The 23,982-nt window shown below is 59.4% G+C and carries 27 protein-coding genes and 4 pseudogenes; 22 read left to right on the top strand and 9 right to left on the bottom strand.

The genetic code is table 11. From position 1 onward, the window contains the following. Positions 1-124: 124 nt before the first annotated feature. Positions 125-415: pseudogene (locus H0X90_RS34685) on the top strand (IS3 family transposase); the annotation flags it as partial. A 35-nt stretch (positions 416-450) separates the two neighbouring features. On the opposite strand, the pseudogene H0X90_RS34680 reads toward H0X90_RS34685, so the two are convergent. Beyond that, a pseudogene (locus H0X90_RS34680) lies at positions 451-2,463 on the bottom strand (error-prone DNA polymerase); the annotation flags it as partial. Between the two features lie 5 nt (positions 2,464-2,468). Continuing rightward, entirely contained in the window at positions 2,469-3,929 is a 1,461-nt protein-coding gene (locus tag H0X90_RS34675) for a DNA polymerase Y family protein (protein WP_330165469.1), read from the bottom strand. Between the two features lie 133 nt (positions 3,930-4,062). Between H0X90_RS34675 and H0X90_RS34670 the strand changes: the two genes are divergently transcribed. From H0X90_RS34670 to H0X90_RS34650, 5 genes are all read left to right on the top strand, one after another. Continuing rightward, a complete protein-coding gene (locus H0X90_RS34670) occupies positions 4,063-5,106 on the top strand; it encodes an IS110 family transposase (RefSeq protein WP_196438407.1) in 1,044 nt (347 codons plus the stop codon). Positions 5,107-5,347: 241 nt separating this feature from the next. Then, positions 5,348-6,304: an IS110 family transposase gene (locus H0X90_RS34665; protein WP_230877750.1), complete on the top strand. Its 957-nt coding sequence runs from the start codon at positions 5,348-5,350 to the stop codon at positions 6,302-6,304. A 72-nt stretch (positions 6,305-6,376) separates the two neighbouring features. After that, the gene (locus H0X90_RS34660) at positions 6,377-6,880 is read left to right on the top strand and encodes a transposase (RefSeq protein ID WP_175812886.1); all 504 of its coding nucleotides are present in this window, start codon (positions 6,377-6,379) and stop codon (positions 6,878-6,880) included. Then, positions 6,856-7,206, top strand: coding sequence for an IS66 family insertion sequence element accessory protein TnpB (tnpB, locus tag H0X90_RS34655; RefSeq protein WP_011885804.1), 351 nt, complete (start codon positions 6,856-6,858; stop codon positions 7,204-7,206). The genes H0X90_RS34660 and tnpB overlap by 25 nt, the downstream gene beginning before the upstream one ends. A 31-nt stretch (positions 7,207-7,237) precedes the next feature. Further along, positions 7,238-8,803, top strand: a complete 1,566-nt coding sequence (locus H0X90_RS34650; RefSeq protein WP_196438406.1) for an IS66 family transposase — start codon at positions 7,238-7,240, stop codon at positions 8,801-8,803. Between the two features lie 444 nt (positions 8,804-9,247). Here the strand turns inward: H0X90_RS34650 and imuA are convergent. From imuA to H0X90_RS34635, 3 genes and pseudogenes are all read right to left on the bottom strand, one after another. Continuing rightward, a pseudogene (gene imuA / locus H0X90_RS34645) lies at positions 9,248-9,895 on the bottom strand (translesion DNA synthesis-associated protein ImuA); the annotation flags it as partial. Between the two features lie 74 nt (positions 9,896-9,969). Continuing rightward, the gene (locus tag H0X90_RS34640) at positions 9,970-10,881 is read right to left on the bottom strand and encodes an SOS response-associated peptidase family protein (protein ID WP_196438405.1); all 912 of its coding nucleotides are present in this window, start codon (positions 10,879-10,881) and stop codon (positions 9,970-9,972) included. Between the two features lie 127 nt (positions 10,882-11,008). Further along, the gene (locus H0X90_RS34635) at positions 11,009-11,335 is read right to left on the bottom strand and encodes an H-NS family nucleoid-associated regulatory protein (protein ID WP_196438404.1); all 327 of its coding nucleotides are present in this window, start codon (positions 11,333-11,335) and stop codon (positions 11,009-11,011) included. Between the two features lie 164 nt (positions 11,336-11,499). Here H0X90_RS34635 and H0X90_RS34630 point away from each other — a divergent pair, with 164 nt between their 5' ends. The 13 genes from H0X90_RS34630 (at position 11,500) to H0X90_RS34570 (ending at position 16,898) form a co-directional block, all read left to right on the top strand. Continuing rightward, complete coding sequence (locus tag H0X90_RS34630; protein WP_196438403.1) at positions 11,500-12,180, top strand: site-specific integrase; 681 nt, start codon at positions 11,500-11,502, stop codon at positions 12,178-12,180. Between the two features lie 188 nt (positions 12,181-12,368). After that, the gene (locus tag H0X90_RS34625; RefSeq protein ID WP_081071022.1) at positions 12,369-12,620 is read left to right on the top strand and encodes an AbrB/MazE/SpoVT family DNA-binding domain-containing protein; all 252 of its coding nucleotides are present in this window, start codon (positions 12,369-12,371) and stop codon (positions 12,618-12,620) included. Beyond that, complete coding sequence (locus tag H0X90_RS34620) at positions 12,614-12,964, top strand: type II toxin-antitoxin system ChpB family toxin (protein WP_196438402.1); 351 nt, start codon at positions 12,614-12,616, stop codon at positions 12,962-12,964. Before H0X90_RS34625 ends, H0X90_RS34620 begins: the two co-directional genes overlap by 7 nt. Before the next feature lie 10 nt (positions 12,965-12,974). Continuing rightward, positions 12,975-13,475, top strand: a complete 501-nt coding sequence (locus tag H0X90_RS34615) for a hypothetical protein (RefSeq protein ID WP_196438401.1) — start codon at positions 12,975-12,977, stop codon at positions 13,473-13,475. A gap of 66 nt (positions 13,476-13,541) precedes the next feature. Continuing rightward, entirely contained in the window at positions 13,542-13,724 is a 183-nt protein-coding gene (locus H0X90_RS34610; protein ID WP_196438400.1) for a hypothetical protein, read from the top strand. Positions 13,725-14,021: 297 nt separating this feature from the next. Continuing rightward, the gene (locus H0X90_RS34605) at positions 14,022-14,282 is read left to right on the top strand and encodes a hypothetical protein (protein WP_105777186.1); all 261 of its coding nucleotides are present in this window, start codon (positions 14,022-14,024) and stop codon (positions 14,280-14,282) included. A 41-nt stretch (positions 14,283-14,323) separates the two neighbouring features. Further along, entirely contained in the window at positions 14,324-14,542 is a 219-nt protein-coding gene (locus tag H0X90_RS34600; RefSeq protein ID WP_196438399.1) for a hypothetical protein, read from the top strand. A 14-nt stretch (positions 14,543-14,556) separates the two neighbouring features. After that, positions 14,557-14,805 carry a hypothetical protein gene (locus H0X90_RS34595; protein ID WP_196438398.1) on the top strand — a complete coding sequence of 83 codons (249 nt, stop codon included), beginning with the start codon at positions 14,557-14,559 and terminating at the stop codon, positions 14,803-14,805. Positions 14,806-14,815: 10 nt separating this feature from the next. Beyond that, complete coding sequence (locus H0X90_RS34590) at positions 14,816-15,424, top strand: hypothetical protein (protein ID WP_196438397.1); 609 nt, start codon at positions 14,816-14,818, stop codon at positions 15,422-15,424. Between the two features lie 19 nt (positions 15,425-15,443). Beyond that, positions 15,444-15,692, top strand: coding sequence for a hypothetical protein (locus H0X90_RS34585; protein ID WP_196438396.1), 249 nt, complete (start codon positions 15,444-15,446; stop codon positions 15,690-15,692). Between the two features lie 83 nt (positions 15,693-15,775). Next, on the top strand, positions 15,776-16,078 hold the full coding sequence (locus H0X90_RS34580) for a hypothetical protein (protein WP_196438395.1): 303 nt from the start codon (positions 15,776-15,778) through the stop codon (positions 16,076-16,078). A 128-nt stretch (positions 16,079-16,206) separates the two neighbouring features. Beyond that, positions 16,207-16,467, top strand: a complete 261-nt coding sequence (locus H0X90_RS34575) for a CopG family transcriptional regulator (protein WP_230877748.1) — start codon at positions 16,207-16,209, stop codon at positions 16,465-16,467. Next, positions 16,467-16,898, top strand: a complete 432-nt coding sequence (locus H0X90_RS34570; RefSeq protein ID WP_230877747.1) for a TA system VapC family ribonuclease toxin — start codon at positions 16,467-16,469, stop codon at positions 16,896-16,898. Before H0X90_RS34575 ends, H0X90_RS34570 begins: the two co-directional genes overlap by 1 nt. A 1,020-nt stretch (positions 16,899-17,918) precedes the next feature. Here the strand turns inward: H0X90_RS34570 and H0X90_RS34565 are convergent. Both H0X90_RS34565 and H0X90_RS36350 read right to left on the bottom strand, forming a co-directional pair. Beyond that, positions 17,919-18,458 (bottom strand): hypothetical protein, encoded by a 540-nt coding sequence (locus tag H0X90_RS34565; RefSeq protein ID WP_230877746.1) that lies wholly within the window; start codon positions 18,456-18,458, stop codon positions 17,919-17,921. Positions 18,459-18,471: 13 nt separating this feature from the next. Beyond that, positions 18,472-18,855 (bottom strand): transposase, encoded by a 384-nt coding sequence (locus H0X90_RS36350; protein WP_196438393.1) that lies wholly within the window; start codon positions 18,853-18,855, stop codon positions 18,472-18,474. Positions 18,856-19,981: 1,126 nt separating this feature from the next. Here H0X90_RS36350 and H0X90_RS36300 point away from each other — a divergent pair. Next, positions 19,982-20,204 (top strand): annotated as a pseudogene (locus tag H0X90_RS36300) (helix-turn-helix domain-containing protein). A gap of 37 nt (positions 20,205-20,241) precedes the next feature. Continuing rightward, positions 20,242-20,874, top strand: coding sequence for a hypothetical protein (locus H0X90_RS34555; protein ID WP_196438392.1), 633 nt, complete (start codon positions 20,242-20,244; stop codon positions 20,872-20,874). 541 nt (positions 20,875-21,415) lie between these two features. On the opposite strand, the gene H0X90_RS34550 is transcribed toward H0X90_RS34555, so the two are convergent. Next, the gene (locus H0X90_RS34550) at positions 21,416-21,745 is read right to left on the bottom strand and encodes an H-NS family nucleoid-associated regulatory protein (RefSeq protein ID WP_196438391.1); all 330 of its coding nucleotides are present in this window, start codon (positions 21,743-21,745) and stop codon (positions 21,416-21,418) included. 360 nt (positions 21,746-22,105) lie between these two features. Then, positions 22,106-23,500, bottom strand: a complete 1,395-nt coding sequence (locus tag H0X90_RS34545; protein ID WP_230877745.1) for a sigma-54 dependent transcriptional regulator — start codon at positions 23,498-23,500, stop codon at positions 22,106-22,108. Between the two features lie 387 nt (positions 23,501-23,887). On the opposite strand from H0X90_RS34545, the gene H0X90_RS34540 reads away from it, so the two are divergent. Then, on the top strand, positions 23,888-23,982 hold a 95-nt coding region (locus H0X90_RS34540; protein ID WP_196438390.1), incomplete at its 3' end, for a recombinase family protein.

Genomic DNA, 23,982 nt, shown 5'->3' with positions numbered 1-23,982 from the left:
TGATTGACACCCGGTCTGCCAGGTGATCGCATGACGGGCCTTCCCGTTTGTTCCGAGCCCCATCCCAGTGGTCGTCCCATTCAACACCTCCAATCTGGAGATGTTGCGACGACCAGTTGAATCCGCCCAATATTGTGCGCTCGCCTATCGAGCACTCATCGGCCAGTTTGACATGCGCGCGTCGATGAGCCGCCGTGGCAACTGTTACGACAACGCCCCGATCGAATCCTTCTGGGGAACGCTGATGAATGAACTGATCTATCATCAACGTTTCGCCACACGTGAGCAGGCACGCCTGGCGATCAGCGAATACATCGAGATCTTCTACAACCGGCAGCGCACGCAGGCGCGTCTGAACTACCAATCGCCTGTCGCGTTCACGCAGCGTTTCTATCTGAATCAGATCGCTGCTTAACCCGTTGGCCTCCACGAATTCCGTCTGACCTCAACCTGCTCCTGGAAGATCGGCACGCCGAGCGTGCGCGCCAGCGCCTTCTCCAAGCCTTCCGACGGAAACGTGACGGGCTCCAGCCCTTGGCGCCGGCGCAGAAACGGATGCACCATCCCACCTTGCACCGGGCCCGGCCGCACGATCGCGACTTCGATCACCAGGTCGTAGAAGCACTGCGGCCGCAGGCGTGGCAGCATCGACATCTGCGCGCGCGATTCCACCTGGAACACGCCCATGCTGTCGCCGTCGCACAGCATGTCGTAGGTCGCCTTGTCCTCGGCCGGTATGTCCTGCAGTTCGAAAGTCTCGCCGCGCTTCTCCGAGATTATGTCGAGCGCGCGACGCACCATCGAGAGCATCCCCAGGGCCAAGATATCTATCTTTAGGATTCCAAACGATTCAATATCGTCCTTGTCCCACTGGATGATCGAGCGATCCTCCATCGCTGCGTTCTCGACGGGCACGAGCCGCGTGAGCTTGCCGCGGCTGATCACGAAGCCGCCCGAGTGCTGCGAAAGGTGCCGCGGGTAGCCGAGCAGCTGCGCGGCGAATCTGGCCCACTGCTGGTTCAGCGGCGCTTCGGGATCGAGGCCGGCCTCCGCAAACCGCTGCAGCAGATCGGCGCGCGAGTCGAACCAATGGTGCTGCTTCGCGACGCGATCGACGATCGCCGGATCCACGCCGAGCGCCTTGCCGGCTTCCCGCAACGCGCTGCGCGGCCGGTACGTCGTGACGGCAGCCGTCAGCGCCGCCCGATCGCGACCGTACTTGCGGTAGATGTACTGCATGACGATTTCCCTCTTTTGATGTTGGAAGTCCACATCAACATCGGGTGGCTCATTGCGTTCCTTGGAAATGAACCGTTCGAACAGCATCGATTGTCGCGATGGATCGACCTCGGTCACGCCAAGGCAATAGCAGACGGCCGAGTTCGCAGCCGAGCCTCGTCCCTGGCACAAGATGCCTTGCCCGCGCGCGAATTGCACGATGTCGTAGACCGTCAGGAAATACGCCTCGTATTTCAGGTCGGCGATCAGCTGCAGCTCGTGCTCGATCTGCGCCTGGACGTCGACCGGGATGCCATCCGGGAAACGCCGTCGCGCGCCGATGTAGGTTTGCTCGCGCAGGTACGTCGCCGGGTCGGTGCCGGCGGGTACCAGTTCGTCGGGATACTCGTATTTGAGGTCGTCGAGCGAGAACGTGCAGCGCCGTGCGACGCGTACGGTTTCCTCGAGCGCGCCGGCGGGATAGAGGTTGGCGAGCCGCAGACGCGATCGCAGGTGACGCTCCGCGTTCGGCGCGAGCTCGTACCCGCACTCCGTTACCGGTCGGCCGACGCGAATTCCCGTCAGCACGTCCTGCAGCGGCTTGCGCGACCGAACGTGCATCAGCGGCCAGCTGGTGGCCACCACCGGCACGCCGTGGCGCGCGGCGACGCGCTCCACCACGCCGCGGTGGATGTCGTCCATCGCGCGTGCGTGCAACGTCAGCGCGACCCATGCGCGATCGCCGAACACGCGCGCGAACCATTCGACCTGCGCGTCGAAGCGCTGCTCGTTGGCCGGGAAGTCGGGCGACAGGATCGCGATGCAGTCGGGCAGGCTCCGGAGGTGGCTGTACGGCGTTTCCGGGTGCTCGAGATCGAGCGGCGCTAGGCGGTACGTGCCTTTCTTGCTGCGCATGCGGCCGAGCGAAATGAATTCGCAGAGGTTGCCGTAACCATCGCGATTCATCGCCAGCGCGGTGAAGGCGAGCGCGGGCGAGCCGTCGGCGGCCGTCAGCCGGAAGTGCGAGCCGATGATCAGCGGCATGTTCGCCGCCTTCGCTTCGACGTGCGCACGCACGACGCCGGCGAGCGAGCACTCGTCTGTGATCGCGATCGCGCTGTAGCCGAGCTGCGCCGCGCGCGCCACGTATTCCTCCGCGCGCGACGCACCGTGCAGGAACGAGAAATCGGAGGCGACCTGCAGTTCCGCGTAGGCGGGCAGGGCGCCGAAACTGCCGGCGTCCATGACGATCAGCCGAACAGGCCGTGAAGGAAAAAGCGGGATTCGCTTTCGTCGCTGGCCGTCGGCCGCTCCTTGTAGATCCAGTAGCAGACGCCGTGGTCGTCCTCAGCGACGAAGTAGTCGCGCGTCACGGTCTGCCCATCTTGCCAGCCGCCTTCGATGCGCTCACCGGGCGACACCATGCGCAGCGGCGTGCCGTAGAACGGCCGATGCTGACGCGTGAGCAGCGGCACAGGCTTTGCAAGCAGCCAGGCCGGCCGCGGCAGATCCGCCGGCAGCGGTGCCCGCTTCGGCGCGTCGCGCATCGGCACCCATCTGGCGGCCGGCTCTGGACGGTAGTCGGCCATGGGAGCCGGGACGAGCACGTTCTCGGCGCCGAGCCGCGCCGTCAGCAGTTCGAGCAGCCGCGCGTGATCCTGCGGCGTGCCGCCGGGCTCCGGGAACAGCGAGTCGCTCGGCGCGGCCGCTTCCTGCACACTACGGGCGACCAGGCGCACCGCAATCACGGGCCCGGCGAGCTCGACGTGGCCGAGCCGTTCCTTGACGAGCCGCGTGAGGTGTTCCTCGAAGCGGGTAGGGGCGCCCAACGCGATCTCGATCTCGGTCGGCGCGATCGCGTCCCGCCCGCGCTCGTGCTCGAGCAGCAGCGCGAACGCGGCGACGTCCAGCTGCTTCGCGGTGAGCCAGCCGGTCAGCTGCAGGATCAGCCGGCGCGCGACGAACAGCAGTGCCTCGGCGTGCTCGACGCGATCCATCAGTTCAACGCGCGTGTCGAACGACGGCGGCATTTCGAGCCAGTCGTAGGCGGCCGGCGCGGTGCCGGCGACCTGGTCGAGCCAGTCGAGCAGCTGCGTGCCGCAGCGCTTCTTCAATCCGGCGCGAGGCAAGCGCTGCAGATCGGCCAGCGTTTCGCAGCCGAGATCCTCGAACCAGTTCGCGTAGCGCCGCGCGTCCGGCGCGACGACGAGCGGCACGCGCGCGAGCGCGCGGCGCAGCGATCGCGCAGACAGCGCGAGGCCGCCGCGCAGGCCGCGGGCGACCATCCACGCGGCCGGGCCCGAGGACGCGACGGATATCGCCGCGGTGACGCCGAACGATGCGACGACGTCGCGCACGCGCTGGCGCAGCGCGCGGAGTCCGTGAAAGAGGCGCAGGCTCGCGGTCACGTCGAGCACCACGACGTCCTCGTCGGCGTCGACGACGCTTGGCGTAAATTGAAGGAGCGCATAGGCAACCCCGAGCACGAGTTCGCGCTCGCGCGCGGCGTCGCGCTCGCGGATCTGCGCGTCTGGTGCGAGAGACAGCACGCCACCGCGGCGCATGCCGGCGACCACGCCGAGCGCGCGCGCGGCGCGATCGAGCGCCACGACGCGGCCGCCCTCGAGCACGACGAGCCCGCGCGCATCGTCAGGCGACGGCACCGGCGATTGCGGCCGGAACACTTCGAGGTTGAGGTGCGGCAGATGCACGCCGATCCAAATGGTATGAACGCCTCCCACCCATCGTCCATCCGCCGTCGGTGGGGTGTCATGGGTGTCGGGATCCATGGCGCGTGAAATCAGCGATGATGATGTCCCCCGTGGCCCTTACAGGAGCTTCGCGATGAACCGCATTCCAGTCGGTGTCGATATTGCGAAATCGGTTTTTCAGGTGCATCACCTGGACGAGAACACAGGCGCTACCGTGAACAAGGCGATAAAGCGTTCTGCTTTCCTCGACTACTTCGCGAATCGAAATCCGTGCCTGATCGGCATGGAAGCCTGCGGCGGAGCCCAGCACTGGGCGAGGCGTCTCATGGAAATGGGGCATGATGTTCGGCTGATGCCCGGGCGCTTCGTGAAGGCATTCAATATCGGCAATAAAAACGACTCGGCCGATGCACGCGCAATCTGGCTTGCAGTACAGCAACCTGGAAAGGGCGTCGCGGTTAAGACCGAAGGTCAGCAGGCGGTCCTTGCGATGCACCGGATGCGACAGCAACTGGTGAAGATGCGAACGATGCAGATCAATTCGCTCCGCGGGCTTTTGACCGAATACGGAGAAGTCATGAGCCGTAGTCGCAAGGGACTCGACAGCGCCATTCCAGATGTACTCGCACGCCTTGCAAACCGCCTTCCTACGATGTTGATCGAGACGCTGCGGGAGCAATGGAGCAACCTGGTGAAGCTCGATGAACAAAAAGGTGTGATCGAGCGCCGGCTTCAGATGTGGATGCGCGCGGACCCGTCGAGCGGCAGGCTTGCCGAGATTCCAGGTGTCGGTGCGCTGACGGCAACGGCCGCGGTAGCGACGATTGGCGATCCCCGAGCATTTCGGTCTGGACGGGAATTCGCAGCGTATTTGGGTTTGGTTCCGCGGCAATCCGGCTCCGGAGGCAAGGTTCTTCTCCATGGCATCAGCAAACGTGGAGATTCTTATCTCAGGACGCTGCTGATCCACTGCGCGCGAAGCGTGCTCGTACACGCTAAGGACCCCGGGAAGTGGATTGATCAGCTCAGGATGCGCCGGCCACCGAACGTCGTCGTGGTCGCGATCGCAAACAAGATCGCCAGAGTGATTTGGGCTGTACTTGCCCACGGACGTCCGTACGAGCGGGACTTTCGCAGTAGTCGATTGCATGGGCACGTAGAGCCTTCAGCGGCATAAAGCTTTGCAGGGAGGAACGTCCCAAGGTTGCGCAGGCAATTGAACGTGATGACGCCACAGGTAGGACCGGGACTCGCGAAACCTGGATGCAAGTCAGAACTTCAAGTTCGTGATCCAAATGAGGTGCGAGTCAGCGGATATCATCGGGGCCCGCAGCGACTTCAGCTGCATTGAGGCTGATGGTATGGACTCCCGCCCCCTCCGGGGCGAAACTAGAGCACCAACTCTCGGGAGAACAACAATGCCGGCACTGACTATTGGTCTGGATATCGCAAAAAATGTCTTCCAGGCTCACTGCATCGATCGCCACGAGAACGTCGTTATGCAACGAAAGCTTCGTCGCGCGGAGGTACTGAAGTTCTTCGCCAAGCTTGAACCCAGCCTGGTCGGCATAGAGGCCTGCCACGGTTCGCACTTCTGGGCGCGGGAATTAACGGTGTTGGGGCACACGGTTCGTTTGCTACCCACACAATACGTCAAGCCGTTTCTGGTCGGCGGGAAGAACGATGCCAATGACGCAGCGGCAATTTGCGCGGCCGTGACGAGGCGGGACATCCACTTTGTGACAATCAAGAGTGCCGAGCAGCAATCACTGCAGTCGGTACATCGGATGCGCGAACGCCTTATCCAGGAGCGGACAGCGAAATCCAACCAGATCCGGAGCATGTTTGCCGAAGAGGGCATCATCTTTCCGACCGGCCTGGCCCAGTTGCGCAAGGGGATCGTTGCACTCGTCAGCGAAAACGAAACCGAAACCGGTATTACGCCCCTGCTAAGACGCCTCGGTTCGATGTATCTCGATCAGATGAAGGTCTTGCAGCAATGGCTCGATGAAATCAACAGTGAGATCGCTGCGATCTTCAAGAAGAACGAGGCTTGCCAGCGGCTGGCCACGATTCCCGGCATCGGCCCAGTCATTGCGACTGCGCTCGTGAGCTGCGTTGGTGATCCCTCGCAATTCCGTAACGGCAGGCAGTTTGCTGCATGGCTTGGGCTAACGCCAAAGCAAAGATCCAGCGGTGGCAAGACGCGTCTTGGAGGTATCACGAAGCGAGGTGATACGTACCTGAGAACCTTGCTCGTGCAGGGTTCGCGAGCGGTAATACACTTTGTGAACCGCCGCGAAGACAGCCATAGCCTCTGGATCAGGCGCTTGATGCAGCGGCGACACGTTAGTATCGCCGTAAGCCGTCAATAAACGACGCCCTACCAATGGTAGGCAGAAGGTCAGAAGCTAAGTGTCCGCGTGGACACATGCATTCAGACCGTGATGACAGAGAAACAGGACCTTCGAGGCAGACTGGTGGTCGGCCGCCGACGGGATGGCCGGCGGGAATTTGATGAGGCTGCCGTCCAAGAGCTGGTCGAGCTTTGCCTGAAGCCGGGCGTGTCGATTGCCCGAATGGCCATGGATCACGACGTCAACCCGAACCAGTTGCGTCGCTGGATCTCGCGCTATCAGCAGCATACGCTGCAAACGCCAACTAGACCGGACCCGCTGGTGATAGACGGCGTATCGATCGACATCCCGGGTTCGGCGCGTCGTGTTCCGGTGAGTGAAGCGCAGGCATTTGTCCCTGTCGTCACCGCGCCATCGACAGTGCCCGCCGTTTCCCCTGTACTGCCACCAGACACGTCGTTGATGGCGCTCTCGTTACATGTGCGCCTGTCGAATGGTGTCGAATTTGATCTTGGCGAGGCGAGCGTCGATGAGCTGGCCACGGTGATCCAGATGCTCGGGAGGCTGCCGTGTTCCGGTTCGACGAAGGGTTGAAGGTCTACCTTCATCGCGATCCGGTCGACTTCCGCATGGGCATCAACGGGCTGTCGATCCTGGTCGAACAGGCGATGCGCCTGAACCCAATGACCTCGGCGCTGTTCGTGTTCGGCAACCGCCGTCGCGATCGTATCAAGATTCTCGGCTGGGGCGGCAACGGCTTCTGGTTGCTGCTCAAGCGACTCGAAGCCGACCGCTTCGTCTGGCCGAACGGAGGCGACACGATCACGCTCAGCGCCGAGCAGTTGCACTGGCTGCTCGACGGCATCGACCTGGCCGTGATCCAGAAGCATCCCCAGCGATATTACGCGCGGATGAGCTGAACACCACGCGGGTGGCATAGTCTAATCGGCCATGCCGAACAATCCCGTCATGTTGAGCGCCGAGGAGTACGAGGCGCTGATTGCCGCGAGCGCCGAACGCGATGCGCTGCGTGGCGAGCTTCGACTCGTGACGGCCCAGCGCGATCTGGCCGAAGAGAAGCTGCGAGCCTACAAGCACGAACTGTTCGGCGCCTCGAGCGAGGCGCGCCATGCTGACCAGCTCGGTCTGTTCAACGAAGCCGAGGCGCTGGCGACGACTACCGACGCGCCCGCGCGCGAGGATATGCCCGGCACATCGGTCGCCGCTCACACGCGCGGCAAGCGTGGGCGCAAACCACTCGATCCGAACCTGCCGCGCGAGGTCGTGCGGCACGAGTTGCCCGAGTCCGAACGGTTCTGCGCGCATGATGGCCATGCTCTCGTCGAGATCGGCGTGGAAACGAGCGAACAGCTTGACGTGATTCCCGAGCAAGTGCGCGTCGTTCAGCACCAACGGGTCAAATACGCGTGCCCATGCTGCGATCTCGGTATCAAGGTCACGCCCGCACCGGCGCGTATTATCCCTCGCGGGCTGCTCACGGAATCCGCGCTGGCGTGGATCATCACCGGCAAGTACCAGTACGGCATGCCGCTGTATCGCCAGGCCACGCTGCTGCGTCGCTTCGGCGGCGACATCTCGTCGAATACGCTGGCCGCCAGCGTGGTGCGGGTAGGTCTGGCCACGCAGCCGGTGATCAACCTGATGCGCGATGCGCTGCTCGAATCGGACCTGATCTACGGCGACGAGACAACGTTCCAGGTGCTGAAAGAACCGGGACGAAGACCGCAGGCGAAGAGCTACCTATGGGCGCAGGTCAACGGCCCAGGACCGCCTGTACGGATGTTCTCCTACTCGCCCGGGCGCGGTGCTCAACATGCGCAGAAGCTGTATGCCGGCGTACAGCCCGGCACTGCGCTGATGACGGATGGCTACGAGCTCTATAACGGCATCGCCCACGATCACCAACTCGTGCATCTCGGGTGTTGGGCACACGTGCGCCGCGGCTTCATCAAGGCCGAGGAGTCGGTGCCGAAGGCGGCACGCTCACCGGATCTGCTGGCCACACGCTTCGTCGCACTGATCGGCAAGCTGTTCGCGGCCGACGCGCGCAGCGCGAAGTGGAAGTCTGAACGTCGGCAGCTACTGCGCGCCCGGTACAGCGCCCGCGTGCTCGCCATCATCGAGCGCATGCTGGTCGAGCATCTGCCGGGCGTCGTGCCGTCGAGTCTGCTCGGCAAGGCATTGCAGTACATGAGCGGACAGTGGCCCAAGCTGGTCCGCTACGTCGGTAACGGCAACTGGCCGATCTCGAACAACCTGTGCGAGAACGCGATAAGGCCGTTCGTCGTCGGCCGCAAGGGCTGGCTGTTCTCCGATACCGTTGCCGGCGCGCAGGCCAGTGCCAACCTGTACTCCCTCGTCGAGACGTGCAAGGCGAACGGCGTCGAGCCGTATCGCTATCTGGTTTGGCTGTTCACCAGGTTGCCGCTCGCTGCAACCGCCGACGACTACGCCGATCTCATGCCTTGGAGAATGCCTGCCGCCCTCAACCGCTGAGGGGCGTCGTTAAAAGACCGCATACGTATCGCCGCCATCGCCCTTGCGAACAAAACTGCTCGAATTGCATGGTCAGTCCTGACACGCGAGGAGATGTTCAGAGCAGCTTAGCAAGCAGACCTTGGATGTAGTTTTACCTCTTTCGCAATTGCGCAAGAATTGGCGAGCATGGTGAACCGGTCAGACCGGCGCTTGCAGATCCTGATATATCCGGCGGCTGCAGTTTGAAGCCAGAAGGCCGATGAGGAGCAAGCGCGCAAATTTCCATCTTGGCTCGTGCGGGAAACCGCACACTCGGAAGCCGAATGTACGGACGCAGTCGCGACCCTCAACCAGCAAACCGATCTTGCTCATAGGCGGGAGTCCATGTACGGATATAAAGCTGCAGCCCATCCTGTCAGTCGGAGCGCTCGAGAACCTGCTCAAACGGGAGGCGTTCATATAAAGACTTGCATGGCGGTTCAACAAAATCGGCGAGGGGGACAGGGGAACGAACAGCGGCGTGTCGCGTGCCGGTCCGCGGCGCTTCACGAACGTGACGTCGATGCCGTCACGCTTGGGCGCCAGCGCGAGCCGCAAGGGTGCCGGCGACGCGTCGCGCGCGGCGGCGACAGGCCGGAAGAGATAGAAAAGGGCCTGCCCGCTCTGCGCAGCCAGGTTGAGCCGCCGCAATGCGTCCGCGCGGACATGCGACTGCCAGAGTAGCACGGCGGCGCACGTGCCGGCGCGCAGCGCTTGTTCGGCGGCCCACAGCGCGTCGGCCGTGCGCGGCGCTGGCAGTGTCACGAAGCCTGACGGGTCGATGCCCCAATACGCGAGCGCCAACGGTTGCAGCGCATGCGGTGGCTGGATCAGCATGACCGGCTTGCCGGCCGCGCGCGCGAGTACTGGCGCCAGCAGCCGCAGTTCGCCGATGCCCGGCTGCGGCGCGAGCAGTTCGACCAGCGCGCCGGCCGGCCAGCCGCCGCCGGGCAGTTCGGCTGTCAGGTCCGGATGGCCCGTGTCGACGCCGCGCACGCTCGAGCGAGCCAGTTGGCTGGCTCGCCAAAGGGCTGGATGTATGGCTTCAGGGTGGGCGAGTGCGGGGTGCATGGGGTCGGTTACGCAAAATACCTGTATGTTTATACAGTATATGCCAGAGATAACCGTCCCTCCAACCCCCGGGTTTACGCAGCGAGCTGGTGCTCGTAGTACGGCCGCTCGCGGTCGGCGAGGATTTCGCGCAGCTGCGCGCGCCGGCTCGGATCCGGTGCGAGCCAGGCGTCTACGTTCGAGGATTTAATGGGGACAATACACCTGTCGTGGCCAGCTGCCGCCACTTCCGGCGGTGGGTCGTCTGTGATCGCCGCGAAGGACCACAAATCGTCGGCGCCAGGGATCTCGGTGCGGGTCCACAGGCAGGCGACCTGCATGTGTTGCGGAGGCGTTGGGTCGAAGCGAAGCACGACATTCTGGCCGTCACGCTTCACGTTTTCGAAAAAAGCGTCGACGAGCAAGAGGCCATGCGTGAAACCGAAGACCTTGCGCCAGGCCGTGGCGAGCGAATCCGAGCGCGCGTTATAGGTTGCCGGCTTCTTTTTTTCGTCCGCTTCGGTCCAGCCCGGTATCCGGCATCGATACCGCATCGGCACGACCACGCGCTTGCCGTCGAGCTGGATCAGGACGGGTGCATACCAACCGGGGAAGATCCGCGAATCACGCTCCTGCAGGTCCTGCCTGCGAAGATCGTCGAGCCCGCGCGTTGCCGCATCGATCTTGTTCGTGGCGATCCGCACGTCCTCGCTGGCTTTCTTCGTGATCTTCACGGCGAGCTTCTTCTCGGCCGCGGCGAGCCGCGCTCGCTGCTCGAACAGATCGGTCTCCAGCTCCCGTGTTCGCTGGCTACGATACGCGGCGATCGCGGCCGAGATTTCGTCATCGACACCCGCGAACGCGGAGTCGACCGCCTTCGGGATCTTGATATCGGCCCCGGAGGCTCGCGCGAAGAAGATGTGTCTGAACGTTTCGATGTCCATGTCGGCGCCATAGCGCCGCACGTACTCTCGATAGTTGGCTTGGATCTTCGCGGAATAGCACATTGCCGTGCCCCATAAGCAACCGTTCAGAAACAGGGTACCGCAACATTTGAGCAGGGGCGCGATACCATCGCGACGTTCGGCCGAGCGCCGAACATTCTCACCGCACGATCGTCGCGGGGGCGAGCCATCAGGCCTCCTCTCCGGGCCACCACGGTTTCGCCGCACGCTCGATCAGGTAATCGTCGAGATTCTTGCCTTCCAGCCATCTCGGTCGCGGCCCGAATCCAGACCATTGCTTACCTGAAGAGGGGTCGTAGTACTTCGCTTGCGTCCGCGGTTTGCGCGCTTTCCGAAAGCCGGCCGCGCGCAGCAGTTCATCTTCGGTGATGCCGTAGAGCGCAACGCGCTCCTGGACGCCGGCCAAATATGCCTGCTTCTCGTCTTTCTTCGCGTCCGCGAGTCGAATATTCAATTCGCGGAGCTGAGCCTGTAGGTCATGTAGTTCAGTCATCACGATCGTTGTCGAGTAATTGCGATAGGACGCGATGGTAATGCATGGCCAGCGCCGCGCTGAATTTTCCGAGGTTGCCTTGTAGGACGGCGTGATAGGTTTGAAAAAGAGCCTGCACGGTTCTCTCTCTGAATGATCCCGATTTCCATCTTGTTCAGAGAGCCATCATGCCCAACGTCATAAAACGGGCCGCCGCTCTGTCGCCCGGCCAGATCCGTCATCTACTACGCGTCACTGAAGCGACCAGCAGGCATCCGGCGCGCGATGCCGTGATTCTTCTGCTTGGCCTATGCGCCGGCATGCGGATCACTGAGGTCGCGCAAATCACGGCGGCCGACGTCATGTTCCGCAGTGGTGCGCTCCGCACGGAGGTCTCTCTTCGAGCGGCAATTACCAAGGGCTGTCGCCAGCGCGCCGTCTATTTTTCTGCCCCCAAGCTGGTCGATGCGATCGAGCGGTACTTGGAGTACCGAGTCGCGCACGAGCTGGGGACCACTCTAGACCGGTCTCGCTTTCGAGGACTATTCCCCGACCTCCCATTGATCCTGAGCCGGAAGGGTTATCCGTATGCGTTGAACCGCAAGGTGCGAATTTCTACCGACGGCGAGCCGATTGACTACTGGGCAGCGGATTCCCTTCAATCGCATGTAACGGGACTCTACAAAGCCGCTGGGTTCAGGGCGTCCAGCCACAGCGGTCGACGCACGTTCGCGACCCGGTTGCTCGGTCGGGGTGCGACGATCGAGCAGGTGAAACTGTTGCTTGGCCACGAGTCGATCGACGATACGCGTCGTTATATCGAGGTAGATGGGGCAGTTCTCCGCCGCATTCTGGAGAGCGCGATTTGACCGCGTTTGCAGCGTCGATGCCCCTCGCGGGCGCCCACTGATTCCCCTCAAGATTAGCTCCACCAGGTCGATAAGTCAGTCTGGACGCAGTATCCAACATCGTGGGCCATGTTGATCCAAAGTAGATACGCATTTCCTTGACGTCTTGCTAAGATGTTTCTACAATGGATCAACATTTGGAGCGTATTATGGAACTCAAAATTCAGAAATGGGGCAATAGCGCTGCGGTTCGTCTGCCCGCAGTGTTGCTCGAGCAGATGCATGCCTCTGTGGGTGGTTCTCTTAACGCGGACGTCCGCCCTGACGGGGTTTTGCTGACCCCTGCACGCCGCAAGTACGCACTGGAAGATCTTGTCGCTCAATGCGATGTGAAAGCTCCTGTTCCTGCCGACATGGCTGCATGGGGCGAGGTCATGCCGGTGGGGCGTGAAGCATGGTGAGGCGGGTCAAGTTTGAGCGGGGCGACATCGTGCGCGTGAGCCTGAACCCGACCATCGGGCGTGAACAGCAGGGCGATTTCCGTCCCGCGCTCGTGTTGTCTCCGGCCGCGTTCAATACGTTAGGTGTAGCGCTCGTTGCGCCGATTACTCAAGGAGGGGAGTTTGCGCGCTTCGCAGGATTCGCCGTGCCGCTCTCAGGTTCGGGTACCGAGACGCAGGGCGTGGCCCTGGTGAACATGGTGCGCATGCTCGATCTGGAAGCGCGGGGTGCACGCAAGATCGAGAGCGCCCCGGCGGAGGTCGTTGAGGATGCGCTCGCTCGGCTGCAGACGATAATCGAGTAGGAAAAACACCATGCGACTCGCCGACGCCGATCTGCGCAGGCCGCCGGCACGCTCCTCTACCGGCAACCGGCCGCTCGGCACGGTCCAAGTGCCCGCGCACGTCATTCGCCTCTCTGATCAGTTGGCTGGCGAGTTCTACACCGCCGCCGAGGAAAGCGACTTCAGCGAACAGGTCGAGACCTTCGCAATCCCGCCCTGGGCCAGGCGCGACGGCGCCCCATGGCTGCCGAATCTCGCTGCGCTCGGCTACTGTCACGCTGCCAGCGGTTATCGGGGTCGTGATGAACAGTTTGTGGCGACAGCAGCCGTAGACATGCACACGGACGACGAGGGCCTGGTGCTGATGGTTGTACTGCACAACGACGGTCTGACCTTCCGACAAGGAACGGTCCGCCACAAGCCGAAGGCGGGTGACTGGTTCATCTTCGACGATCGTCTGCCTCACGGTGTTGTGGAGGCGCCCGGCCGGGCAGCGTTTCTCGGCTGGAACATCCCGATCATACCGCTCTGATCAACCGGTATCGGTCCAATGGAAGATTTGCCGGCCCGGCCGGCTCATGAAAAGCAGGAGCAGACGATGTTCGATACGATGCGCAGAGAGCTGAGCGAACTGATGCAGCGAGTGAAACGTGCGACCGAATGGGATACAACGATCGCATGCGGGAAAGTTCGTCTCGATGAGGTTTCGCCGGATGCGCTCGCGAAACATCGAGCCGACATTCAACGTATCGAGGAGCTGACGGCGAAATACGGTCTCTAATAGGAAAACCGCTTGGCACGTGAGCGCGCCGCACCGGCCGGTAGCCGATTGGAATTACAGACATGCTCGAAGCACCGAAAAATAACCCACGGGAAATATCGTGAGCAATGTTCAGTTCGATAAGGATGTTTCGCCGCATATCTGGTTGCTTCGAGTCAAGCACGCGGAGCGCGTTCTCGCACGCATGCGTCGTCACGGGTCGCGGCGAGTCAAAGTGCTCGCGCGTCGTCACGGTGGCCTGTCGCCGCTCGATGCTATCGCCGCCGTTCGCGCGGACCTTCGATAACCGAGGAATTGATGGAGCAGCTTTATAGCATCGACGTTTCAGCGGCCGGCGATACCGTGTGGGTCACGGGGCACGATGGCTCATGCGTGGGGCGCTTCAGCAAGCGCTTTGGGATAGACGTACACCGGACGGTGACGGAGCAGCTGGCAGGCGCTGATCAGTGCCTGCATTGCACTCATGAGCAGGCCGGAGAAACGGAATGGCGAGTGTTTCGTGAGGCTGTTCTCCAACACCACGGGATCGATGTCCCGGTCGACGCGATCGATTTTTGAAGACGGGAAAACGCCGGCTTGGCAGGATCAAGGAGCAGTGAATGAGCACAACAAAGGTATGGAACCTGACGTATGCGCTGGGCAATACGTCCCGCATCGTCGGTGACGCAAGCAATCCACAGGCGCGCACGTCGGCGATCAAGGGCGCGGAGAAGATCGCAGGGAACGGTTGGCGCGTGTGGGTGGAGCATCACAAGACCGGCGAACGTATCTTCGAAAGCCAGAGCGAAAAAGCGTATCGCGAAACAGAATCGGTATAACGGGAAACGAAATCATGACTGAGAGGATTGACGAGAAGCAGGTTCTTGACCGACAGGTTCAAGAGTGGACAAAGGAACTGAAACGGTTGGCGAATCAGATCGCCGCCGCGAAGGGTGTCCCGAGTGCGATCGTGATGATCACCCCACGCGACGAAGAGTACGCGGACGTTGCGCCCGAGTTGATCGCCGAGGATGCACTGCGGGTCTATCGAGACGGTTGGCCCGAGGGTTTCGAAGTCGAAATCCTTAACCAACTGGCCTAGGAAAACACCAATGACAATTTTGAATTTTGGCCCTGTCGATGTCGGGCCTCACCTCTCCTCGTTCACGCTGCCGGTACCGGGCACCAACGGGGCCCTCACACTACGACACGCCGACCCGAAAGCCGCCGCGCCTCACCCAGCGCTGGGTCCAGTTTTGCGCCCCGGCGAGACGGTCAGCGTCTTCGAGCTGCTACTCCTGCTGCCGGCGTTAGCGGATGCGCAATGGAAGCCCGTTAATGCGGGCCTCGGCCCCGTGCGGCGCGAGTGGACGGCCGTGTTGGACGACGTGCGTGCGAACCTCATCGTTGCCGAGACAGCAAGCCAGGACGCCGCAAACCAGGCACTCCAGCAGTTGGCCGACACCGTTCAGAATGCGCTGCGCTTGGCGCGCGATGTGATGACCGGTTACTGGTGCCTAAAGGCTGGGCCTAACGAGTTTACCGCCTTCGTCCGCGCCGATAACTTCTGGTGGGTTTCAGCGAAACTTCCACCCGGGCAAGCGCATCGCGTCTCGCGGATCGAAGGGCACGGCATCGACGCGGACCCTGTTGCCGCAATCAATAGATGGGCTGTCAACAAATTCGGCACAGACGTAACGATTTCACTGGAACGGCGCTAGTTGAAACGGAAAACGAACCGTGAGCATCAACTTTCTGGGTCTTGATAAGGAACACTGGGACTTCATCAATTCGTTCGCGAATTGGATATCGGCGTTCGGTACCGTCGGCGCCGTCGTTGTTTCACTATGGCTCGCCATGCGACCGGAGCGAATAGCTCTTTCCGTATCCGCAGGGATTAGGGTGGTGATCATTCCCGGCGTGCAAGTGCCGCCCGCTCGATACATCACTATCTCCGCGGTCAACCGGGGCAGCGAGTGGCTAAGGTGACGGGGATAGGATGGGCCTACGGCGGTAAGAGAGGGAAGAATCGCCGGACTCTCCTTCAACTACCTGGTGACCAACGGGATGGCATGTCAAGCCCCATACCTGTTCTACTTGACGGCGGCCAGCAAGCGCAGTGGATGTATCCGAAGGAGGCGTGGATCGAGCAGATCGACAAGCTCTACTCGGAAGATTGGCGAAAGACGGTAAATTCATTCGTCGTTGAGGTATCGACATCGGTCGGTCAAACGTTTCGGGCACCGGTCGATCAGTCTCTCAAAGACGCGCTGATTGATGCGATTCTTGACTTCGAGCGAAGGAAATCCCCCTCAAACGCTCCACGGTTTCCCGCGATGAACCACAAAAAGCCGCTGAGCGCGGCCGCGCACTAACCGTTCGGGTCGCCAAACCCTACACCTGTTGCTTCAGGTACGCAGCCAGGATACCGCCCGACAACCGGGCTTACAACAGAAATGATGCTTGATGTTTGATGCGACCGGAGTACAATAGGCGATGCTTGATGTTTGATGTTCATCAGGAGAACTCCATGCGTACCACTATCGACATCGATGACGACGTCCTCGCCTTCGCACGGGAGCGTGCGAAGCCCGGCTCCGGCACGAGTATCGGCAAGGTCATTTCCGAGCTCGCGCGCGCCGCATTGCAACGCACGACGACCAACCAGACGAGTCGCAACGGGCTGCCGTTGATGCCGTCCTCCCCGACGGCCCGATCGGTCACGCTCGACATCGTCAATCAACTTCGCGACGATTCACTTTGATGACCTACTTGCTCGACGTCAACGTTCTTATCGCTTTGCTGGATCCTGCCCACGTTCAGCACGGTCCGGCACATGCATGGTTTGGCCGGGTAGGGCATGCCGCGTGGTCGACTTGCCCACTGACCGAGAACGGCGTGTTGCGGATTATCGGTAATCCGAAGTATCCGAACGCGATGGGTTCGCCGGCCTCCGTCGCCCCGTTCGTCGCGCAACTGCGGGCGCACGCCGGGCATACGTTCTGGCCGGATGATGTGAGCTTGCTGGACGAAAAGCACGTCGACGCCACGCGCTTGCTGTCGTCGGCACAGCTGACGGACACGTACTTGCTAGCGCTGGCGCGCGCACACAAGGGCAAGCTGGCGACCTTCGATCGACGCTTGGTTGTCGACGCCGTGCCGAATGGCGCCAAGCATCTTGAACTGATTTCCTGACCGTCGACTGGGAGCACGAGTCGTCAGAAGGTGGCTGCGGATCGGCGTCACACCTTCGCGAACCACGGTCTGGACGCCGGCGCCGACATTCGCGACATGCGGGAACTCCTCGGCCACGCAAGCCTGGGCATCACCACGCTCAACACTAAGGGCGATGCGGTGCGGCAGTCGAATTCGGTCGAGTCGCGTTTCAATGCGGTGCCCGACGGCGCCGATCCTGCAGCGACGTCGAAGTCGCCACACAGTTGGCGACCGCGTCGAACCCAGCGGTGCGCATTGTCAGCTCGGATCCTGACGACGATGCACCCAGGATAGCCGTGCTACTGACGTTGAAGGTCGCGGTGAAGCGCCCGGGTAGCCCCGACTCGGCACGCATCCTGTAGCGCGTCGACCACGAGGTCCTGGTCGGCGTGGCGCGTACGCCGTCTAGCGATGGCGTGACCGTGCTGCAAGTGCCGTTCGACGACGATGAGGCGTTCAGCCGGCGCGTCGACGGCCTGCTGGTCGCGGTCGCGGTCGTGATCATTGAGCGTTGCCGACGCTCAGCGCGCGATTGAGATCGAATGCGTGAAAAAGACAAAGAATGGGGATGAGAAAAACGTCTTGCCATGCGTCCATGATTCAGAACCGCGCCCCGACGTGGCATCCGCCCCAACCGCCACCGTTACTTGCAGCACCGCCACAACCAAATAAGCTGCATCCACCAAGCATCACTAGCGCGACAATCGAGGCAAGTGCGCCAGCTGCAGATTTTCGCCGCATATCTTTCCTTATCAGTAACTCGGAGTCGCTCAGAAGATCGCCCGCGGTATCGCTCGCGGTACAGGAAACATCAGTATTGCTAAGATTATCAGTCGCGTCAATGTGTGACACTATTCTCAGGATACGGCCGCATGGTCCAATGTTCGGCTTGCTAAGCTTACGATAGCCAGCGTTTTCACGTTGACAAGAACATTGTTCAAGTATCGAAGAAGGTCGATCTTGACTGGTTGAACGATACTCCGTGTGATCAAGAACATGTCAGCGTGACTCGATGTCTGGGCAACCATTTCCAAGCGAGTCTACTGATTCGCGAGCCAATTCACTCACTTCAGCAAAGCCGACAGTCGGCGCTTTAACTCTTGAACCATCGATCGGTGTTTGACAGCTCCCTACGACCACGTTCAGGAACTTCTGCCATGCGTCGGCAAAACGGTACGCGGGCGCGGCGGACAGTTGAGCATCGTACAACAGCAAAATGCGTTCGATCGCAGAGTAATCGGTTTCCCGTAATTCCCATTGCTCACCACGAAGCGCCCGGTCGATGCAGTCTTCAACGATAAGTTCGGCAGTCTGAAATTGATCGATCTCAGCCCCAGGCGTGATGTCGCGCATAAAGTATGCGAGATAGATCGTCTTTGCGAGACAACCAATTTGCATGGCTTCGCCGCGCCCGCGCCGCAGCACGGATAATGCAATGTGTGCTTCGAGTGATAAGGCTCGGACACTTTCAGCGGGTAGGGGAAGTAGTTGATCCTTGGTTAGATGCTTGCGTTTCTTGAGATGCGAATTTCGAACCATAGTGGTTTCGGGCTCAATGGCCCGCCCTCTGTATACGATGCTGCATCTGTTTGCGACGTTCGCGATTCGCCATTTCTTCGAATCGGCTCGAGGCCGCGTTGCGGAGTTGTGCAGCCCAATCGACGTGTCCTTTGCGTCTCCACTCCTGCGTAAGACGAAGTTCGATCTTTGGCCAAACACCGTCGTGATGCCATTTGCGGAAATGTCGCCAACACGTGATGCCCGATGTTCGGAATCGTCGACGCGGCAGCTTTGTCCAACTGATATTCGTCAAAAGAATGTAGACGATGGCTGTCAGTATGATGCGCCCGTCCGTGGAAGGCCGACCGGGTCTCGCAGACTCATCTGGAAGTATGAGTGCCGCGACTTCTCGCCACGTATCATTGTCAATATGCATTTTTACTCTGGAGAGGGTCCATCACTCACGCTAACGGCTGCGGATGAGACGGTGCATACGGGTATTCGTGCGTTTTGATATGCGTTGCATGACCGAAGTTGGATCACCTCATTCGATTCTCCGTAAAATAGCTATCGATCGTGAAGTCGATCTATCGTTGTTCAATCGAACGAGAGATTGATTTCGAGAAATGTTATTCTAGACGCCGCGGACTCCTGAAGTTAATTTCCGTTGTATTGATTGCCTCGAAAGAGGTGGATGAAATACCGTAGGGTCATGTTCGCTGGTCACAGCATTGTACAGCTGGCGGCTTCGATAAAGGGGGATATTTTGCTGTGCGCCGGTCAACGAGAGTGAAATGTGAAGAAATGGCTAAAAATGAATTTTCATCAAAATTGAAATATAGCTAATTATTCTCAAAAACCCAACTGCGCCAACTGCAGTGCATATATTCACGAAGCTCTGCGAAATCGAAGTGTTACACTGTCGACATCCGGCTAACGTCGGCTTCACTCGATCGCAGGGCGCATCATGGGCATACGTGCCGACGCTGCGCTGGGTTTGATGTTCATGGATGAGGCAATTTCGATCGCTTACTATTGATCTGCGGTGATATTTTGTCTACGATGTGATTGTTGGGAATTATTTTAGATTTGGGCGCGTAGATGCCGTTGCCCAGTTCAGTAGACGGGCGATCAAATTCGCCCATTAGGCACTGTGGCAATATCGTTGCTAGCCGCCGTTTACTTGATCTATGCCCCGTTGGACGGGATGAATTCAGGAAGGTGGTTCAGAATGGGTCTGACTAGTTCCCTGATCTCGGTTATCGCATTGATGTGGCCCATTTTTGCTGCTGGCAGAAGCCGAACTGTATCTATCGTGCCGCTAAGTTTTCCTTATCCGGTGCGTGCGAGTTGCTCCAGTTTTAAGAGTTTTCTTTTTCCGACCTTGTGCATATCTATGCATGCAATGCGTGTTTATCGAGCGATGTGATGTGCCATTTCGGCCCAGATAGGAAGCGCGATCGTTATTGTGGCGCGCTGTTTGCGGCTCAATGGACGTTGTATTTTGCTGCAATCGAGTGGGCGCGACGTTGGGTGCAGGCAATTTATCTGCGGTGTACATCATGCCGATCATCTCGAAGCATCGACGTGATGCTCGCGGTCCGCAACGCCGACGTGAGGGATCTTGCGGCTGCCGTTGGTATTTCGGAATGGATGCTGCGGCTGCGAGTATGGACCGAGGTAAAGCCATCGGATTTGCGTCGCTTGAGGCGATTCTGTTATCTCGATGGCCAGCCCGGCGATCTGCTTGCATTCGGTTACGATGTGGGTCCCCGCACGGGGTGAGGCCGCTATCGAGCGGCGTGCTATTGACATTCATGCAATGAGCGGTACTCTCCAGCGTCCGTGGTACCGTTTTCGTGTCGGTATTTTCGCATTGGTGATTGTGACGGCCATTCATGTGATGGCATGGCTGGCTTTGTGCACCACATTATTGTTTGACGAATTAACGAGATCAGGGCGATCGCAGGTGTCTCAACGTGTGCTGAGCGTTGAACTGATTGCACCTCGCTCGTTGCTGCAGTCCCCGGCTCCGGGTGCATCGACAGTAGTCACGGAAGTACGTGCCTCGGCGAAATCCACGCGCAGGGGATCGCCAGTGCTGTCCAGGCCGAATGCTAGTCCGATATCAAGTCCGAAAAATGTCGATGCCACGTCGTATGGCGAATCTCATGCGGTGATCGCACCTAGTGTTTCCGCTCATGACGTAGACTGGCAGTCCGATATCAAATCGATTGGTTCAATACCATCAGCTGGTAAAGGCCTGGCACCCCTCGGCAAATCGGACGCTTCATCTGATGTCAAGACGTCTAATGATTCTATGGCGGCGACCTTTGGGCGCGAGGTGTCGAAGGCCGCGCGCATCGATTGCCGCAATGCATATTCCAAGCGTGGCTTGCTGGCGATTCCATCACTCGCGTTTGATGCAGTGCGCGATACTGGATGCAAATGGTAGAGTTGGTCCCATACTTGGAGCCGCCCCGTGAAACGCCGGACACAGTCCCCACTTACAATAACGGGTAGGCATAAGACTGTGTTTTTGACTAACACCAGGCAGGAAGTGATGGAAGTGTTGACGGGCCCGGAACGTCGGCGGCGATGGACGGCCAACATCGTCGGTCTCTGCGTCGTCGATGCTGGTCATGTTTGACTTGAAGAGTTGTGCGGAAACGATGTAAATCTGATGCCCCTGACCGATCGCTTTGCGGGCCAGCCAGTTGCTACCTAGCCACGCTTCATATCCAACAATCTTCGAAGATACCCGCGCCCGAAATTCCAGCAACCGTTCGCGCGTAAATCGGTTCCGGAACAGCGTCTCGCCCTTCGCGTCTAGTCCGACGACATGGACGCGGGACTTCTCGATATCGATGCCCATACGGTCGATTACAGTCGAGCATTGGGAGATGCGACGAAAATCTTGCTCAACTAGGTGTCGTCTCGATTGTTCTGGATCGAGCCGCCCCGATCCGCTGCAGCCAGGGCTTTACGTGCAGAAATCACACGCTTTCACCTGGCCACCAGGGTTTCGGCGCATGGTCGATTGCGTAGTCATTGAGGTCTTTTCCTTCGAGCCATTTCGGACGTGGACCACGACCGGACCAACTTTTTCCTGACGACGCATCGTAATACTTCGCTGCCGTTTGCTTGCACTTCGACTGCACGTAGCCCAGAGCCGATAGCACTTCCTGCTGCGTGATGCCGTATTGCGCGACTTGCTCCTTGAAGGCGGCTAACGCCGCCTTCTTTTCGGCGGTCTTTACCTTGGCCAATTGAGTATTGAGGTCCTGTAGTTCGAGTTGAAGCGTATGTAGGGTAGAATTTTTCATGCGTATCGGTTAGATTTGTTGAGAAGGATTTCGAATAATTTACCGCTATTACTCCCTATTTCCGGAGTGCCAGCGAGGCATTCAAACAGCACTTCGATCGAAAACCGCGAGCGATACGCGACTTGTCGATCGACTTGGTCGGGCGAACGGCAATAGATCCTTGCGCAGATCGCGAATCTCGATTGCCTCGCCTTTCGGAGAAGCGATCCAAAATGACGGCCGGCTAACCGGTGGCGTGTGTTGAACCGCCTACATCGACAACGAAGGCCTCTGACATTTTACGACACTAGATTGATGCCGTTGGACGTTCGTCCATCCCCTTAACGCTCATCAACCGCGGTAACGGACCTTTCCGATCCTCTACGCGCCACGTATCGATTTGATCCCACATGCACGCATTATCCGATATAGAGATGCGCGTGATACGCCGATCTCCTGCGCAGCCGCAGCGACGTTTCCGTTAGACCGCAGTAGCGCTGCTTCGACCGCATCGCGCTCGTGCAACTTGCGTATATCGGCGACCGATTGCGTGGCGGATGCCAAACAGTGTTCGAGCTCGAGATCCCGAGCGGTAATGAGGCGTCCGTCGGTCATCACGACTGAGCGGCGGACACGGTTAAGGAGCTCGCGTACGTTCCCCGGCCAATCATGCTTATAGAGTGCGGCAATAGCATCTGCGGAAAATCCGTGAACGCGGCGATTGGCGTCGCTTTGGAAGCGGTCAAGCGCGTATCTCGCGAGCAATTCGATATCACTACCGCGTGTGCGCAATGGAGGTTGGTCGATTCTCATCACGCAAAGCCGGTGGAAGAGGTCGGCTCGAAACTGACCACGTGCCACTGCCGAACGTAAGTCTACATGGGTTGCAGAAATGATTCGTATGTTTACCGGAATCGGGTGGCGTCCGCCAAGACGATGAAACTTTTTTTCTTGCAAAAACCTTAAAAGACTCGCTTGACTTTCATATGGCAAATCGCCGATCTCATCCAGTAGCAGCGTGCCTTCGGCGGCTGCCTCGATGTATCCGATCTTACGCGCACTCGCGCCGGTAAAAGCACCGCGTTCGTAACCGAATAATTCGGATTGCATTAGGTGTGGCGGGATTGCGCCGCAGTTGACTGCGACGAACGGGCCGTTTAGTCGCTCAGAATGGCGATGGATAGCTATGGCTGTCAGTTCTTTGCCCGACCCTGTTTCTCCTGATATGAAAATTGGTGCGTCAGTGCGTGCCAATCGCAGCACGACATCAAATAGATGACGCATGACGTCGCTGGAGCCGATCACACCGTGTGCTTGTGCATCGATTGGTTCACAGTCTCGTGTGAAGAGGCATTTCATTCCGTATGCGTGACCAACCGCGTCGGCCACGCGCTCCGGAGAGGCGGGTATCGTAATGTAGTCGAAACAATAGTCGCGGATCAGTGCGCGTACAGTTTGAGACGCGGCTTGATCGATTTCAACAAGGGCAACCCAAATGACGCCACGCATTGATGCACACAAAGATGCTGCGCCATTGATTGCATCGTCAGTTTCGCCACACAAGTCGAGAATGCCACACGTGAATTTGCCGGCGATCTGACGCATGTTTTGGCCAGCGGAAACGAGCGCCACGTTCCAGGCGCGGCGCGTCAGCTCTCGGCTGAGCGCAACCGACGCAGATCGAGTCCAGTAGATCAGAGTGCGCTCGTTGGCTGTCTGTTCACGGTTGACGCTTTCCGCATCCCCTTCTGGGGAATTTTCATGGAGAGTCATCATTGTGATTGATGCGACTTTCGGAACGGCAGGTTCATGATTTGAAGCATAAAGGGTCGAAGCGGCAAGTCAAGATGTGACACTATTTTGTAATAAATATTTCAAGCGAAGCACGTACGCCGATTCAGTAAAAATATACGGGTTTACTGGGGTGGCAGAGTGATTGTTGCGACATCTTGGTGCATTCATATGAGTTTTGTTTAATAAATTGATCAAGATCAAAGAAGTTGGATTTCTGCGTTCGGGGAGTGAATGGACGGATATTTGGCTTTATTTTATAGACGTATAATGTATTAAGTAATACAAATGAACATTGTGTGGAATTCCGAGCGGCCGCGAAGACGGTTGATTAAGAATGGAAAATAAGAGGGCCGGGCACGGGGAATAGATGTGAAGATAGGATACGCGCGTGTCTCGACAGACGAGCAATGTCTGGATCTGCAACTGAGCGCATTACGACAGGCTGGCTGTGATGAGATTTATAC

The organism is Burkholderia sp. 9775_39, from assembly GCF_015712225.1.
Lineage (GTDB): Bacteria > Pseudomonadota > Gammaproteobacteria > Burkholderiales > Burkholderiaceae > Burkholderia > Burkholderia cenocepacia.
This window is presented reverse-complemented; position numbering and strand designations above follow the sequence as displayed.

What these genes read in the sequence shown, in the direction of transcription:
- H0X90_RS34670 (WP_196438407.1), top strand. Translation starts at nt 4,063, where the DNA reads ATGAACCGCATTCCAGTCGGTGTCGATATTGCGAAATCGGTTTTTCAG.
- H0X90_RS34665 (WP_230877750.1), top strand. Translation starts at nt 5,348, where the DNA reads ATGCCGGCACTGACTATTGGTCTGGATATCGCAAAAAATGTCTTCCAG.
- H0X90_RS34660 (WP_175812886.1), top strand. Translation starts at nt 6,377, where the DNA reads ATGACAGAGAAACAGGACCTTCGAGGCAGACTGGTGGTCGGCCGCCGA.
- H0X90_RS34650 (WP_196438406.1), top strand. Translation starts at nt 7,238, where the DNA reads ATGCCGAACAATCCCGTCATGTTGAGCGCCGAGGAGTACGAGGCGCTG.
- H0X90_RS34640 (WP_196438405.1), bottom strand. Translation starts at nt 10,881, where the DNA reads ATGTGCTATTCCGCGAAGATCCAAGCCAACTATCGAGAGTACGTGCGG.
- H0X90_RS34630 (WP_196438403.1), top strand. Translation starts at nt 11,500, where the DNA reads ATGCCCAACGTCATAAAACGGGCCGCCGCTCTGTCGCCCGGCCAGATC.
- H0X90_RS34625 (WP_081071022.1), top strand. Translation starts at nt 12,369, where the DNA reads ATGGAACTCAAAATTCAGAAATGGGGCAATAGCGCTGCGGTTCGTCTG.
- H0X90_RS34620 (WP_196438402.1), top strand. Translation starts at nt 12,614, where the DNA reads ATGGTGAGGCGGGTCAAGTTTGAGCGGGGCGACATCGTGCGCGTGAGC.
- H0X90_RS34615 (WP_196438401.1), top strand. Translation starts at nt 12,975, where the DNA reads ATGCGACTCGCCGACGCCGATCTGCGCAGGCCGCCGGCACGCTCCTCT.
- H0X90_RS34610 (WP_196438400.1), top strand. Translation starts at nt 13,542, where the DNA reads ATGTTCGATACGATGCGCAGAGAGCTGAGCGAACTGATGCAGCGAGTG.
- H0X90_RS34605 (WP_105777186.1), top strand. Translation starts at nt 14,022, where the DNA reads ATGGAGCAGCTTTATAGCATCGACGTTTCAGCGGCCGGCGATACCGTG.
- H0X90_RS34600 (WP_196438399.1), top strand. Translation starts at nt 14,324, where the DNA reads ATGAGCACAACAAAGGTATGGAACCTGACGTATGCGCTGGGCAATACG.
- H0X90_RS34595 (WP_196438398.1), top strand. Translation starts at nt 14,557, where the DNA reads ATGACTGAGAGGATTGACGAGAAGCAGGTTCTTGACCGACAGGTTCAA.
- H0X90_RS34590 (WP_196438397.1), top strand. Translation starts at nt 14,816, where the DNA reads ATGACAATTTTGAATTTTGGCCCTGTCGATGTCGGGCCTCACCTCTCC.
- H0X90_RS34580 (WP_196438395.1), top strand. Translation starts at nt 15,776, where the DNA reads ATGTCAAGCCCCATACCTGTTCTACTTGACGGCGGCCAGCAAGCGCAG.
- H0X90_RS34575 (WP_230877748.1), top strand. Translation starts at nt 16,207, where the DNA reads ATGTTTGATGTTCATCAGGAGAACTCCATGCGTACCACTATCGACATC.
- H0X90_RS34570 (WP_230877747.1), top strand. Translation starts at nt 16,467, where the DNA reads ATGACCTACTTGCTCGACGTCAACGTTCTTATCGCTTTGCTGGATCCT.
- H0X90_RS34565 (WP_230877746.1), bottom strand. Translation starts at nt 18,458, where the DNA reads ATGGTTCGAAATTCGCATCTCAAGAAACGCAAGCATCTAACCAAGGAT.
- H0X90_RS36350 (WP_196438393.1), bottom strand. Translation starts at nt 18,855, where the DNA reads ATGCATATTGACAATGATACGTGGCGAGAAGTCGCGGCACTCATACTT.
- H0X90_RS34555 (WP_196438392.1), top strand. Translation starts at nt 20,242, where the DNA reads ATGAGCGGTACTCTCCAGCGTCCGTGGTACCGTTTTCGTGTCGGTATT.
- H0X90_RS34550 (WP_196438391.1), bottom strand. Translation starts at nt 21,745, where the DNA reads ATGAAAAATTCTACCCTACATACGCTTCAACTCGAACTACAGGACCTC.
- H0X90_RS34545 (WP_230877745.1), bottom strand. Translation starts at nt 23,500, where the DNA reads ATGATGACTCTCCATGAAAATTCCCCAGAAGGGGATGCGGAAAGCGTC.